Below are 13,767 nucleotides of genomic sequence, written 5' to 3'. Positions count from 1 at the left end.
GGATAATGAAAGGTTTTCTGTACGGTCGCAACGGGAACAGTCCGGTCAATCTTTTATCCATTCATTAAATAATGGCGATGGAATCGGTCTATGTGTGTAAGCTTTAGGTTTCTGCTCCCGGCTGCCCTTGTTGCAACCATTTCTTTATCCTTTACTTGTCCCGATTTCGTCAGGGCAGAAACTCTTAACTGCCTGGCATGTCACAATGACATCGGCAAAGAACAATTCGTTCATTCCCCATTCGGCGCCGGCGAGTGCGTCTCCTGCCACCAGCCTCTCAAGGGTGGACAGCATCCGGATGAAAAGGGTTCTGTCGCCCTTGTCGAGGTCGGGTCAAAGCTCTGCTACATGTGTCACGAATCATTGGCCGGTAAAAAACATGTTCATGCCCCCGTTGCTTCGGGAGACTGTATCGCCTGCCACAGTCCCCATGCATCTGCTGACGCAAAGCTGCTGAAAGGCAGGGGCGCGGCCCTTTGTCTTACGTGCCACGAAGATAAGTTCAGGCATACGTTCGGTCACGGGCCGGTCGTAGCCGGCAATTGTCTTGTTTGTCACGATCCACATCAGTCCGACAACCGCATGTTATTGAAAATAGGCGGCGCTGCCCTATGTTTCAGCTGTCATGATCGTACCGGGATGTCGGGAAAATCGGTTCATGCGCCGGTTGCAAAAGGTGACTGCGTTGCTTGCCATGCGCCCCATGGTTCAAAATATCGTAAACTGTTGCGCAACAACTTCCCCGAATTCTTTTACATGTCTTACAACGCCGATAATTTTTCCTTATGTTTTAATTGTCATAACCGGGAACTTGCCGCAGACCGGCGGACAGATACCATTACCAATTTCCGTGATGGCGATCGGAATCTGCACTATCTTCACGTCAACATGTCCGGCAAGGGCCGTTCGTGCAAAACCTGCCACGATCCCCATGCTGCCAGCCAGGCAAAGCTCATCAAAGGTAGAATACCCGGCTTCGGCAGGTGGGAAATACCCATAAATTACGAAAAAACCTCAACCGGCGGGACATGTATAGTCGGTTGCCATAAACCCCGGACATACAACAGGTCCGGATACGGCGACTAATAGAAGCAAGCGGGGTTTATTCAACGTCGGGCTGTGACCCGTCCACGGTTGGTCACCCATTCGTTGCCGTCAAGAGGAGTTACTATGTTCTGGAAGAGTCTTGCAACAATCGCAGCGTTGAGTGTGGCCCTGACGGCCTTTGCCGCCGAAGCGGCGATTACCTTCCTTTATCCGGCGCAGAAGAGTTGGGTCAAACGTACCGACTACCTTATTTTCAAATTGAACAACCCTGAAATCACCGGAGTCAGGATAACCGTCAACGGTCTGGCCAGCGAACTCATGCTGATAAGCTCGCCGGAATACAGGAAGGCTTTTCAGGATTTTCTCATTCTGCAGCCGGTCTGGGATCCCGGAAAGAACGACATTGTTGTTGAAGGCTACAGCGGCGAGAAAAAAATCGAGACGGCGACGACCGACATTTATTACAATCTCAAGGGAGACCCGGCCGCAGTTCCTGCCGAATACCGCCCCAATGTGGTTCATGTTCCTGAAATCGAGAAGCTTTGCAGTGCCTGCCATAACATGACCCCTACGACTGCCCAGCTCGACGGCAGTGTCGACCAGAAAAACCCCTGTTATACTTGTCACAAGAAGATTGCGAACCTGAATTATGTCCATGGACCGGTAGGCACCTTCTCCTGCGCCTATTGTCACAGTCTCCAGGGGAAACCGAAATATGCGCTTCCCCGGCGCGACGCGGCGTTGTGCAACGATTGCCATGCCGACAAGGCGGCTGAATTCAAGAAGCGCAAGTATCTGCACGGCCCGGTTGAAGCCGGCATGTGTGAAATCTGCCACGATGCACATAGCAGCAATTATCCGGCCCAACTGCACCAGCCGATCAATGCGCTCTGCCTTTCCTGCCATGAGTCGATCGCCGTCGACACGCATGTGGTGCGGACTTCCAACGGCACCGGACATCCGCTCAAGGACAAACCGGATCCATCCAGGCCGGGTTCCGGCCGGGAGCTTTCCTGCGTATCTTGCCATAACCCCCACGGCGGCGATGTGCGGTACTTTTTCCAGAACAATCTCGAAGACAGGATGCAGCTTTGCCAGATGTGTCATAATAAATAAAGTTGGTCGTCACTTACTCTTCTTCAGAAAATAAAAAGGCCGACACATTCCCTCCTCTCCCTGGCCCTCTCCTTTAGGCCCGCAATTTGGGTCCGCCAAGGGAGAGGGAATAAAAGCTCCCCTCCCTTCGATGGGAGGGGCTGGGGGAGGGTGCAAAAAAGATAGTTTTCACAGCTTTTGATGTCAGTGCAATTATCTAACTGATGCTGTAAAAAAGGAGAAATTATGAAAGAATTCTGTTGGCGTACAAAGATTGTCGCGATGCTCATCATGGTTGGATTATTGGCGGGATGCGCCGGCACTCCCCCGATGAAACACAGATTCTACTGGCCGCCGCTGCCGGATGACCCGAAAATCGAGTGGCTGGGCGCCTATCGCAGCCAGCACGACCTGCCGAAGACGGGATCGCAGCTCTTTTTCGAAGGCGTTTTCGGCAAGGACGACCCGATCGCCTTCAACCGCCCCAGCGGTATTGCCGCCGATGGAGAAGGGCTGGTCTACGTCTGTGACCCGTTGAATCATGCAATAGTCGTCTATGACCTGAAAAACAACAAGGTGCATATATTCGGCAAGAATCTGGAGCAGCTTTTTCAGGAGCCGATGGGGATCGACATTGACGTGGCCGGCAATATCTATGTTGCGGATGCAGACGCCAAAAAGATCTTTATCTTCAACAAGGATGAAAAGCCCGTGGGCAACATCGATCTGGCCGCATTTGTCACGCGGCCGATCGGCATTGCCATCGACAAGGAGCGGAAAAGGATAATCGTCTGTGATTCCCAGGGACATAAAATCGAGGTCATCGACCTTGCCGGCAAACAGCTCTTTTCCTTCGGCAAGCGTGGAGGGGAGGAAGGGGAGTTCAACGTCCCCGCCTGGGCCACGATCCTGAAGGACGGCACCATTGTTGTGGCGGATTCTCTTAATACGCGCGTCCAGCTCTTTGACCCGACAGGGAAGTTCATCCGCAAGTTCGGCACGCGCGGCGACAATCCCGGTGAATTCCAGATGATAAAGGGTATTGCCCGCGATACGGAGGACCATATCTACGCGGTTGACGGCAAGGGGAACACCTTCTCGATCTTTTCTCCCAAGGGGGAGTATCTCCTGACGGTGGGTGGAGCGTTTACCTCTGAGCAGAAAATTGCCCCCGGCGGCTTCCTCCTTCCCATGGGGATATTCATCGACAAGAACAACACCATCTACGTGGTCGACCAGATGAATTACCGCTTCCAGATGTTTCAGTACATGGATGAGCGTTACCTCAAAAATCACCCCGTTGAGACGGGTGCAGCATCGAAGGAATAGCGCCGTGAAATGACTGTCAATTAGCCTGCGTTAATCGGTGGGCTGGCGAAATGACCGGTTGGTATGTAGCGTAAATAAACAATACTGTAATGAAATTGGTTGGTTAACGTGCGTAAGGATTGTGGCACGGGAATTGCTAGTGTAATGTTCAATACGATTACTAATTGTGTCTGGGGAAACAATCCTTGCAGCACAAACAACCAAGAAAGAGGAGGAGTAAAGAGATGAAAAAGTTATTAGCAACTCTGGTAGCGGTATCAGCAGTCGTCATGGCAGGCAGCGCCTTCGCTGCCAGCATCGTCGGCACAAAGCATGACCTGTCCTTTGGAAACGGCGTAGCGGGCGGGTACTCCGCCGGAAACTCCGGTGCGACACAGGTCTGCGTTTACTGTCACACCCCGCACAACTCTGCCAAGACCAAGGCACTGTGGAACAGAAAGGGAGCAACGGCTGACACTGCATTTGCCACCTATACATCAGGTATCATGATGGAAGGCAGTGTTGCGGATGGCTGGTTCCAGGGCTCCGTTAAGGGCCAGTTCAGCACGAAGAGCACGTCGCTCCTCTGCATGACCTGCCATGACGGTGCAACCACCATGGGCGGCGCCACCCTCAACAATCAGCCGTATGGTTTAAGTGCTGCTCAATCAAACGTGCAAAGTGCTGGTGTTGGTGTTGTAATTACCGGTGCGGCAAATCTGGGAACCGACCTGACCAACGACCACCCGGTCAACATTGATTATGCCAAGGCTGTGGTAACCGTTAATAATGCAAGACCCGGCAGCTTGGCAGATACGACTGCCGCCACCGGTCTGCCGTTCCAGAACGGCATCATGGAGTGCAGCTCCTGCCACAACGTGCATGACAACGCCATCGCACCTTTCCTGAGAGGGTCGCTTGCAGGCAGTGGTCTTTGCCTCAAATGCCACATTAAGTAATCGATTGTTCTGCTGTGTTGAAAGGGGATGGAGTTTTCCATCCCCTTTTCTTGTCCATCACCCTTTCTTGTCTACCACTTGTCCGCAGTATATTCATTGCAAACTTCTCATGTTGAAATAACGGTTCTGATGTGATAGGGTAAACGCTTTGCAGGGCGACTGTCGTCTTCATTTCTGATGTAGACCGTTCAGTTCAAAAACGGCAGTTAGCCACGAATGACACGAATAAACACGAATGTTTTAACCCCTTGTAAAGCCTTGAGTAGTCACCGATCTGGTGAGTGCCTTCTGCATCGCGAGAGCTTGTATATTCGTGTGAATTCGTGAAAATCGTAGCTAAAATGCTTTTTATAGGTTCTATCGTTGCGCGCTATTTGGCAGGTAATTTTAAGCTATTCGGCTGGCAAACGACCGGTTGTCGAAGATTAGTCGGCTGCAATATAAATCTTGTGAAAAAACGCGCAGTTATGCAATTAAGGCGTGTCAAAATATTGTACAAAAGGGTACGATACTTGCAGAATATACTACTCTAGAGACCCCGTGTTGTTGATAATTAGGGTGGAATAATCCTCCGAGGAAAAAACAAAGAGTGCCATGCCGACAAAGTGCCCGAATATAGAGATAATAGCTTGCATCGCGCTCTTTCTTGCGGCCTTGTTTTCTGTTTCGCCGTCTGCGGCCCTTGCCGGCCTGAGCGGTGAGGCGGAATTGGGCTACGTAAGTTATGACCGGGAAGACAACGGCGTCAAGCAACTCGATGGATCGAGCTTCAGGCAACGATATTCTCTCCGCTATGACATCAGCGACCGCTTCGCCAAAGGGCGCCTCGGCGGCTACAAGCTTTCGTTGGGATATGAATGGTCTGCCCTGAACGGCAAAATAAAAACTCCGGGCGAAGAGGATAGCTTTAATAGTACAGCCGGACACATTCTCTATAATGGCTTGTTAGTCATCGATCCGCAGGAACTTCCGTTTCGCTTGAAGCTCTTCAGCGGCGACATGACTCGCTCTGTTTTCCTCAGAGACTCATCCATTATTAATAGCACGACTTTGATTTCGTCGGATGTTGCGATGATTAATCCAGGTCTGGACACCGCCATTATCGACGGTACCCGCATAAGAAGCGGTGCAACCATGGAGTTTGGCGTGAAAAACTCCATGAACAACCGCTACAACTCTGTTTTTAATAGTTTACCGATGATCGTGTTGGATTACAGCGACGAGATCAACCGTGACCTCAAAAGCATCACCCCAGTAAATAATCGACTGAAAAAGCTGGCGATTGCCAGCTTGAACAAGAAGGACAACTGGGTGCAGTTCAGGTCTACACGCTACAAAGACTATATCAATAAAGAGCAAGACTTTGATGAATACCAGTTTCTTATAGGAACCGTGGATCAGTCCATGCAAAGAAAATGGGTGCATTTTTCCAACTGGATACAGATTTCGGCTGATGGTTCGTATACCAAACGTACCGACAGCAGCAACAGTACAGAAAGTTACGATGTGAACCTTTTCGGTATTGCATCAAGGAGTAAATGGGAGGCAAGGACCTTCAATACCTTCAGTCGTATCATCGATAATAACGGTCTCAGGTACGACACCAGGTTGCCTTTATACATAAGCGGCGTATGGGGCACGGAAACCGATTGGCGCGCCAGATTCAGTAATCAGCAGGTTAAGTATGCGCAATCGGGTTCAAATCTGGACAATATGGAAACCCTGGCTTCTCTGCGTGTCAATACATTCAAGCGCGCCCCTTTTACCCTTTCCCAGGAATTCCTGATTGATAATTATAAAAACGGTTCCGACAATAACCTGTCGATTCAAGGATCAATCGAAACCGCAAGCACCCGGAGATTTTCCTCCCAATTGGGTCTTTTTGCCAGTTACAAGGTCCGATCGGTCACCTCTGATAATGCATCTTCAGATTCCTCTTTGAACCATGATATTTCTGCCAGAATGGTTTATACGCCAATCAGCGCATTCAGGGCCGAACTTATTGAAGCTGTTACGATTGCCACCGGCACTGGAACGAACTTTGTTGCTCCATCAGTTTCCGGTGGGAACAGCGGCATTACGACATTGGGGAATATTCAGCTGCCGTCAAACAGTTACAGCCGTTATTTGACGACAGCCAGAGCGGATTGGGAACCTGTAGCGAGGTTGCGTTTCGGCCTCATATATGAGAATGAAGCCATTGTTGCGGAAAACAGGGAAAGCATTTTTTCCAACAAATACGGGACCAACCTGGATTATCAACTTAAGTCTTTAATGGTCAGATTGAATGCGAACTACACAACGACAGACACCGAAAGCACCAATAGTTCGCAATTCAGTATAGATGGTAGTGCAACCTATACCCCAAACCGTTACATGGATGCATTGATTCGCTACAACTTTCGCCATTCTAGTGACTTTGCAGGTGTCAAAACAAACAGCGCGGAGTTAAAGCAAAATGCCAATTACTATTTCTATCAGGTATCGGGCATCGCGCGAAGGATACTGGAACTAAATGAAACGCTGGAGTATAGCAAACTCAATGCCGGTAATAACGATAACAGGTTGACCCGCAGTCTTACCCTGGGCGCCAGATACTATCCGTTGAGCAGGGTATATCTTGCAGCGAGGATAAGATATTCTCTCATTGACCAGCCGCAACATAACGAACAGCTGGTCTATAACGGCACTATCGGTTTTAATTTCCAGAAGATGCAAGCTACCATAGACTATAGTTACGGCGATCAAAGCGGCTCTGGTAATAATAGGATTGAAAAGAGGTTTGAGGCAAATCTGAAGAAGTTCTTCTAATGCCGTATTGCTTTTGAAATAGTAAGCGTTGCGAAAACCGGGGTTGCCCGGTTTTTTCATTGCGCAGTCGATTCGCACGTTGATCAGTGAGTCCAATGGCAGCCAGAAAAATATCCATAATAATTCCGGTCAAGCCGGGCGGACCGGTGAAGGCGCTTGAGGCGTTGTCAGCCGTTGACTATCCATCCGACCTGATCGAGTTCCTTATCGCGTATGGAAGGCAGCCGAGCTGTCAGCGAAACCAGGCCGCTTTGCAGGCAGGAGGAGATATTTTATATTTCCTCGACGACGACTCCCGCGTCTCTCCACAGTTCCTGAAACGCCTCCTGCCGCATTACGCGGACCCAGTCGTTGCAGCTGTCGGAGGGCCGTCCTTGACGCCCGTCGAAGATGCCGCCCTGCAGAAGGCCATTGGTCTGGCATTGGCATCTGTTTTTGGCGGCGGTGGCGTGCGCAATCGCTACCGCAAGTCAGGAAAAGCAAGAGCTACTGCCGATAACGAGCTGATCCTATGTAACTTGAGCTTTCGTAAAGATATATTTCATGAATTCGGCGGACTTGATGAACGCCTCTATCCAAATGAAGAAAATGAACTGATGGAAAGGATCAGGAAGGCAGGCCTTCTGCTTATACATGATCCTGATTTGGCGATCCATCGGAGTCAGCGACCGACGTTTATGGCTTTCCTCAAGCAAATGTTCGGCTACGGGAGAGGACGGGCTGAACAGACGTACATTAGCGGCGAAATTAAGTACATTACCCTGATTCCGTCTCTGTTTCTTATTTATCTTTGTTTATTACCGCTTTTTATCACATCTGTTTACGTTATCCCCATTTTATGCTATGCAATAACAATACTCTGCTGCTCAATTTTCGAGGCATTGAACGCAGGTGCGGTCAACCTTGTACCGCGATTGCTATGCGTCTTTCCTGCCTTGCACCTTGCCTATGGTGCGGGTATGATCAGAGGATTAATTTCACCGCGATTCAGGAAATCCAGGCCGGTAGCGGATGGCGTTACTGTAATGCGTGTGAAAGAATTCGGCCAACCATTAAGCAAGCAATTTGATCGATCGGCAGTATCGACTCGAAAAACATAACATCATCTTCCAAGAGGTTTATTGTGGATTTGAGTATAGTCGTACCCATTTACAATGAAGAAGAGAATGTCCCCGCGCTCTACAAAAAAGTCTGCGAAGCCTTGGAGTCCAGCGGTCTTGAATACGAACTCATTCTTGTTGATGACGGCTCCAGTGATGGCTCGTTGGCTGCGCTGAAACTTATTGCGTCACGGGACCAACATGTCAAGGTAATCAGTTTCCGCCGTAACTTCGGGCAGACAGCAGCTATGGCCGCTGGGTTCAACGCAGCCTGCGGCAGGGTTGTAGTGCCTATGGATGGCGATCTGCAAAACGATCCAAGTGACATACCGCGCCTTCTTAGCAAAATCGAAGAGGGGTATGACGTGGTTTCAGGTTGGCGTAAAGACCGTCAGGACACCTTCATCAATCGAAAGCTTCCTTCCGTAATCGCCAATTACCTCATCTCCAGGATGACCGGCGTATATCTGCACGATTACGGCTGCACGCTGAAAGCATACAGGCGGGAGGTCTTGGACGGCATAAACCTGTATGGTGAAATGCACCGCTTTGTACCTGCCCTTGCTTCGCAGGTCGGAGCAAAGGTGGCAGAACTGCCCGTAAAGCACTATCCCAGGCTCTATGGCACGAGTAAATACGGAATTTCCCGTACTATGCGGGTAATACTTGATCTGATGACCGTAAAATTCCTTCTTACCTACTCGACAAAACCTATCCAACTCTTTGGCAAATGGGGGATATATACGTTGGGCGCCGGGTTTCTGAGCGGAGCAGCCACAATATACATGAAGTTGTTCGAGCATATGAGCATGAATCGCAACCCGCTTCTCATTTTGACTGCCTTTCTTCTCTTTATGGGGGTGCAGTTCATCGTGCTCGGCCTGTTGGGCGAACTGAACGCCCGCACCTATTACGAGGCCCAGTCAAAGCCGATTTATGTCGTCAAGGAAAAGATCAACCTTGGTTGAATGCAAGCTCAAAGTATTGATGCTTGCCCCTACACCATATTTCTCGGACCGGGGGTGTCATGTCCGTATCTATGAAGAAGCCCGGACCTTGCAATCACAGGGCGTTGACGTGCGCATCGTCACCTACCATCTGGGGCGTGACATGCCGGGCATCCCCACCTACCGGATTTGCACGGTTCCCTGGTACAAAAAGCTCACCGCCGGCCCTTCCTGGCACAAGCCTTATCTCGACATCCTGCTGTTCTTCAAAGCGCTTCAGGTAGCAAGGTCGTTTGCTCCGGACATTATCCATGCGCACCTTCACGAAGGCGCTTTCGTCGGCTATTTCCTTAAAAAAATGCTGGGCGTCCCCTTGATCTTCGATTGTCAGGGGAGTTTGACGGCAGAAATAACCGACCATGGTTTTATAAATGACGGCTCCATCTTGGCGAAGTGCTTCGCGGCCCTGGAGCATTTCATAAATAATTCGGCTGATTTTATTATTACCAGTTCCAGTGCCGGCGCCCACGACCTTGTCACCCATTGGCAGGTGCCTGACCATAAGGTTAAAGCCGTTATCGATGGTGTGGACACAGCGGTATTTCGCCCTTACGAAAAAAACGAATGTCGCAGTGCGCTGCAACTCCCATTGGATGTGCCTATCGTTGCTTTTCTCGGGCTACTTAACCGTTATCAGGGGATAGACATCCTTTTGGAATCCATTGCGCTTCTGCGTGAGCGAAAGGGGCAAATTCATTTTCTGATCATGGGGTTCCCTGAGGATCAATACATCCATAAATGCAGGGAATTGGGTCTGGATGAAATGGTCAGCTTTACCGGCAGGATTGACTATGCGGAGGCGCCATTATATCTGTCAGCCTGTGATATCGCCGTCTCACCGAAAATATCGCTGACAGAGGCGAACGGCAAGCTGTTCAACTACATGGCGTGCGCTCTGCCTACGGTGGTTTTCGATACGCCGATAAACCGGGAAATTCTAGGTGATGCCGGCGTCTATGCGCGCTTTGCGGATGCGGCAGATTTGGCGACCCGGATTGAAGAGCTGGCTGCCGATAAAGCCGGCCGGGAATCGTTTGCCAGGAAAGTCCGTGAGAAGGCGGAGCGTGACCATTCATGGCGGGCCAGGGGAGAGACGCTTCTGGAAATCTACCGGGGAATTTTAAAGGCCGTGAGAAGTGAGAAGTGAGGAGTGAGGAGTGAGGAGTGAGGAGTGAGGAGTGAGGAGTGAGGAGTGAGGAGTGAGGAGTGAGGAGTGAGGAGTGAGCGCTTCTGCGAGGGATAGTTTATTTGTAAACTGAATCAGCGTTGTCCGGTTTGGTTTGTGCATCAAGGTTGTTAAGCCCCATTAGGGGCGTTCGAATGTAGCCGGGGGATTCATCCCCCGGATGAGATGCTATATTTCCCCACGTCACGTACGTGACGTGATGATATTTCGCCTGGATGACCGGGGAATGAATTCCCCGGCTACCAGTATTCTGTCCCTACGGGACGTAAGCAAAAACCAAACCGGACAACGCTGAAACTGAATAAAAAAAGGGCGGTCATTAATTGACCGCCCTTTTTATCTGTTTATGTTTAAGTTGACTGCTATTTGATGGCGATATTGTCGGCGATCAAGGTGCCGTTGGTAATGGTCAGTGATCCCTGATACACGCTTGGAGCCGTCCCACGTGACGTATATGTTCTGTCGAGCCAGCCGCCGCTCAATGTAAACGTTGTACCGGCTTTGTTTAGGTTGAGCGTTTCGCTAAACGACTCGATGGTGGTCATGATCGTGGTCGTGGTTGGTGTTACAGCGTCAAAGGCGGCCTGGAGGGTGGAAAAGAAGCTGCCCTGTGGCATCATCTTCACCTTGTTAGATAACTCTGTAGCGGAGAAATTCGCGGTTACATGGGTGTAGGCGGTCATGGTGAAGGTGCATGTGGTGGACGTCACGCCGTCGCACACGCTGACGCCGGGTGCGGTGCTGTCGCCGATCCACCCGGCAAAATATTTACCGGCATCGGGAACGGCGGTGAGAGTGACAGTGGTACCGTTGCTAAACGTACCGTCGCATGTTGCACCGCAGTTGATAGTGCTAGGGATATCCGTACTGGTAACCGTGCCGCTTGCAGTGCCGGTTTTGGTGATGGAAACGTAATAATCATCCTTGATGAAAGTCGCCGTAATAATGTGCGCTGCTGTTATCGCGTTGAAAGTGTAGCCGGCGGTCGGCGTTGGCGAGACGATGCTTCCGTCCACATTTATCTTGTCGATGCGGTAGTTGACCGCGGGGGTAAACGTGAAAGTCTGGCTGGTTCCATCGGCTTTCAATATGGTTCCGGCCGGCGTAATGGTGCCGTTGGCGCCTGCACTTGCTTCGATCGCGTACAGTTGCGGGCCGATGAAGTTGCCCAGACTCTGCGGGGATTGGAAAAAGCTTGCGTAGCTGGTATCAGGAATATTGCCCAGTGTGGCTGCAACAGCGTTTGAGCTTGTGTTGATGACGGAGACGCTGTTGCCCATGTTATTCACTGCCAGGACGCGGAAGCCGTCGGGTGATACGGCAACGCCGAACGGCATGGCTCCGACGCTTATGGCGGTTGTTACCGTGAAGGTAGAGGTGTCGATAACGGCCACGCTGTCGCCGCCGTTGGTTGCCGCACCCGATTTGGTAACGTACACTGTGCTGCCGTCAGGCTTGGCTGCAACAGCGAAAGGCGCAGAGTCTGTGCCAAGCGGAACGGTGTTGGTTATGGCCTTGGTGGACTCGTTGATAACCGTAAGGGAGTTGGCCGTATTGTTTGCGACATAAATTTTGGTTACGGTCCCTACTTTTCCAAGGGCGATCCCCATCGGGGCGTTACCTGCCGGACCTGCCGAAAACGTTGTTAATACGGTATTGTCAGACGTTTTTACGGCAGTAATGTTGTCGCTGCCGGAATTTGTCACGTAAACGGTTGCGCCGTCCGGGCTGATGGCCACACCGATCGGTGCCGTTCCGACGCCGGGGGATGCGATTATGTTGGGTGTAGGAGCCGTGAGGTCAATTACCGAAACGGACATGGCGTCATAGTTTGCCACATAGAGCCGCGTTCCCGCGGAGTTGACAGCTAAACCGCTGGGTGTGTTCGGCAGGCTGATCGTATTGATGACCGACGGGTTGCTCGGATCGGTCAATGCGTCAATAACCGAAATGGTTTTACTGGTCTGATTGGATATATAGACGCGTGTGCCGTCACTGCTGATCGCCACGCCGTATGGCTTCACGCCGGTCCCCAAGGGTATTTTACTGATATAGCCGTTCGTTGCGACATCGATCACCGATACGGTGTTATCACTGAGGTTTGTGATGTATGCGTATGGCGCCGCATTGGCGAAAGTTGCACACATAAGCATACCTATGAGGCCTGTAATGAGTCTGAAATACATGGTTTCCTCCTCTTCCGTTTACGTTGTCTCTATGTAATTTAATGGTGTAATTGAAAATTCTTTCCCTGATTTATGCAAAATCGAAACCAATGGGGTTGATGGTTGAATCTTTTCGAGGTGTTCATCTTGTGCATCGTGGTTAACAGCTTTTTCAGGCTGTTAAAAATTAATAGCATAATCGGCCGGTGATTAAAAGCCTTTTCGGCCCAATCAGCGCTCCTGTTCTGAAATGGTTTTTCCTGATTCCGTAGTCGCGCATCGGTGAGAAATTCATAATGCTGGAGTTTTTTTTGTGGTTGATTTAATATTTATATTTCAAGCATGATAAATACGGCTGAGCAAAAACTGGTCATTAGTGGAGAAATTATTTATGGCTGAAAATGGTTTGAATATTGTCTGGCATAGTCGCTCCCTCACAAAAGCCGATTATTACGACCGCAACGGTCATCGACCGTTGGTCGTGTGGTTTACCGGCCTTTCCGGGTCCGGCAAGTCGACGCTCGCCCACGCGGCTGAAGAGGCGCTCTTCAAAAAAGGGTGCTACACCTATATTCTCGACGGCGATAACATGCGTCATGGCCTGAACAGCGATCTCGGCTTCTCTGAAGCGGACCGTCGCGAGAACATCCGGCGTATCGGCGAAGTGGCGAAGCTTTTCGTCGATGCGGGAATCGTCGTCCTGGCTGCTTTCATCTCTCCATACCAGGAAGACAGGGATCGGGTGCGGGCCCTTTTCGAGCCCGCCGAATTTATCGAGATCTATGTCAAATGCGATCTGGATACCTGCGAGAGCCGCGACCCAAAGGGGCTCTACCGCAAGGCCAGGGCCGGCCAATTACCACAGTTCACCGGCATAGACAGCCCGTATGAAGAACCGCAAGCCCCCGAACTGGTGATCGATACCTGCCGCCTTGGTGTGGAAGAATCCGTTGCTGCGATCATCAGGTTTGTCGAAAGGCGGTCGGCAGACGGCGGACGGTTGACGGCGGACGGTTGACGGCGGACGGTTGACGGCGGACGGCGGTCGATAGTCGATAGTCGGAATGGTATAAAACAGGTTGGTGATTG

General features: G+C 50.7%; 10 protein-coding genes. 9 read left to right on the top strand and 1 reads right to left on the bottom strand.

Features of this window, described 5'->3' with window-relative positions; translation table 11 throughout:
• The first annotated feature begins 90 nt into the window (after positions 1 to 90).
• The 8 genes from GURA_RS19550 to GURA_RS19515 all read left to right on the top strand — a co-directional run bounded on the left by GURA_RS19550 (position 91) and on the right by GURA_RS19515 (position 10,474).
• Positions 91 to 1,086 carry a cytochrome c3 family protein gene (locus tag GURA_RS19550; RefSeq protein WP_011940636.1) on the top strand — a complete coding sequence of 332 codons (996 nt, stop codon included), beginning with the start codon at positions 91 to 93 and terminating at the stop codon, positions 1,084 to 1,086.
• Positions 1,087 to 1,170: 84 nt separating this feature from the next.
• A complete protein-coding gene (locus GURA_RS19545; protein ID WP_011940635.1) occupies positions 1,171 to 2,163 on the top strand; it encodes a cytochrome c3 family protein in 993 nt (330 codons plus the stop codon).
• Between the two features lie 225 nt (positions 2,164 to 2,388).
• Entirely contained in the window at positions 2,389 to 3,471 is a 1,083-nt protein-coding gene (locus GURA_RS19540) for a 6-bladed beta-propeller (protein WP_011940634.1), read from the top strand.
• A 224-nt stretch (positions 3,472 to 3,695) separates the two neighbouring features.
• Positions 3,696 to 4,409, top strand: coding sequence for a cytochrome c3 family protein (locus GURA_RS19535; RefSeq protein ID WP_011940633.1), 714 nt, complete (start codon positions 3,696 to 3,698; stop codon positions 4,407 to 4,409).
• Between the two features lie 594 nt (positions 4,410 to 5,003).
• Positions 5,004 to 7,220: a hypothetical protein gene (locus GURA_RS19530; protein ID WP_011940632.1), complete on the top strand. Its 2,217-nt coding sequence runs from the start codon at positions 5,004 to 5,006 to the stop codon at positions 7,218 to 7,220.
• Between the two features lie 95 nt (positions 7,221 to 7,315).
• Entirely contained in the window at positions 7,316 to 8,320 is a 1,005-nt protein-coding gene (locus GURA_RS19525) for a glycosyltransferase family 2 protein (RefSeq protein ID WP_011940631.1), read from the top strand.
• Positions 8,321 to 8,343: 23 nt separating this feature from the next.
• Positions 8,344 to 9,288: a glycosyltransferase family 2 protein gene (locus GURA_RS19520; RefSeq protein WP_011940630.1), complete on the top strand. Its 945-nt coding sequence runs from the start codon at positions 8,344 to 8,346 to the stop codon at positions 9,286 to 9,288.
• A complete protein-coding gene (locus tag GURA_RS19515) occupies positions 9,281 to 10,474 on the top strand; it encodes a glycosyltransferase family 4 protein (RefSeq protein WP_011940629.1) in 1,194 nt (397 codons plus the stop codon). The genes GURA_RS19520 and GURA_RS19515 overlap by 8 nt, the downstream gene beginning before the upstream one ends.
• A 401-nt stretch (positions 10,475 to 10,875) precedes the next feature.
• Here the strand turns inward: GURA_RS19515 and GURA_RS23075 are convergent, their stop codons facing one another.
• The gene (locus GURA_RS23075; RefSeq protein ID WP_011940628.1) at positions 10,876 to 12,699 is read right to left on the bottom strand and encodes a beta-propeller fold lactonase family protein; all 1,824 of its coding nucleotides are present in this window, start codon (positions 12,697 to 12,699) and stop codon (positions 10,876 to 10,878) included.
• A 370-nt stretch (positions 12,700 to 13,069) separates the two neighbouring features.
• Here GURA_RS23075 and cysC point away from each other — a divergent pair, with 370 nt between their 5' ends.
• Entirely contained in the window at positions 13,070 to 13,696 is a 627-nt protein-coding gene (cysC, locus tag GURA_RS19505; protein ID WP_011940627.1) for an adenylyl-sulfate kinase, read from the top strand.
• Positions 13,697 to 13,767: the final 71 nt, after the last annotated feature.

It is taken from the genome of Geotalea uraniireducens Rf4, from assembly GCF_000016745.1.
In the GTDB taxonomy this organism is placed as follows: Bacteria; Desulfobacterota; Desulfuromonadia; order Geobacterales; family Geobacteraceae; genus Geotalea; species Geotalea uraniireducens.
Note: the sequence above shows the minus strand (reverse complement) of the source record. Positions and strands in the feature narration are given on the sequence as shown.

What these genes read in the sequence shown, in the direction of transcription:
- GURA_RS19550 (WP_011940636.1), top strand. Translation starts at nt 91, where the DNA reads ATGTGTGTAAGCTTTAGGTTTCTGCTCCCGGCTGCCCTTGTTGCAACC.
- GURA_RS19545 (WP_011940635.1), top strand. Translation starts at nt 1,171, where the DNA reads ATGTTCTGGAAGAGTCTTGCAACAATCGCAGCGTTGAGTGTGGCCCTG.
- GURA_RS19540 (WP_011940634.1), top strand. Translation starts at nt 2,389, where the DNA reads ATGAAAGAATTCTGTTGGCGTACAAAGATTGTCGCGATGCTCATCATG.
- GURA_RS19535 (WP_011940633.1), top strand. Translation starts at nt 3,696, where the DNA reads ATGAAAAAGTTATTAGCAACTCTGGTAGCGGTATCAGCAGTCGTCATG.
- GURA_RS19530 (WP_011940632.1), top strand. Translation starts at nt 5,004, where the DNA reads ATGCCGACAAAGTGCCCGAATATAGAGATAATAGCTTGCATCGCGCTC.
- GURA_RS19525 (WP_011940631.1), top strand. Translation starts at nt 7,316, where the DNA reads ATGGCAGCCAGAAAAATATCCATAATAATTCCGGTCAAGCCGGGCGGA.
- GURA_RS23075 (WP_011940628.1), bottom strand. Translation starts at nt 12,699, where the DNA reads ATGTATTTCAGACTCATTACAGGCCTCATAGGTATGCTTATGTGTGCA.
- cysC (WP_011940627.1), top strand. Translation starts at nt 13,070, where the DNA reads ATGGCTGAAAATGGTTTGAATATTGTCTGGCATAGTCGCTCCCTCACA.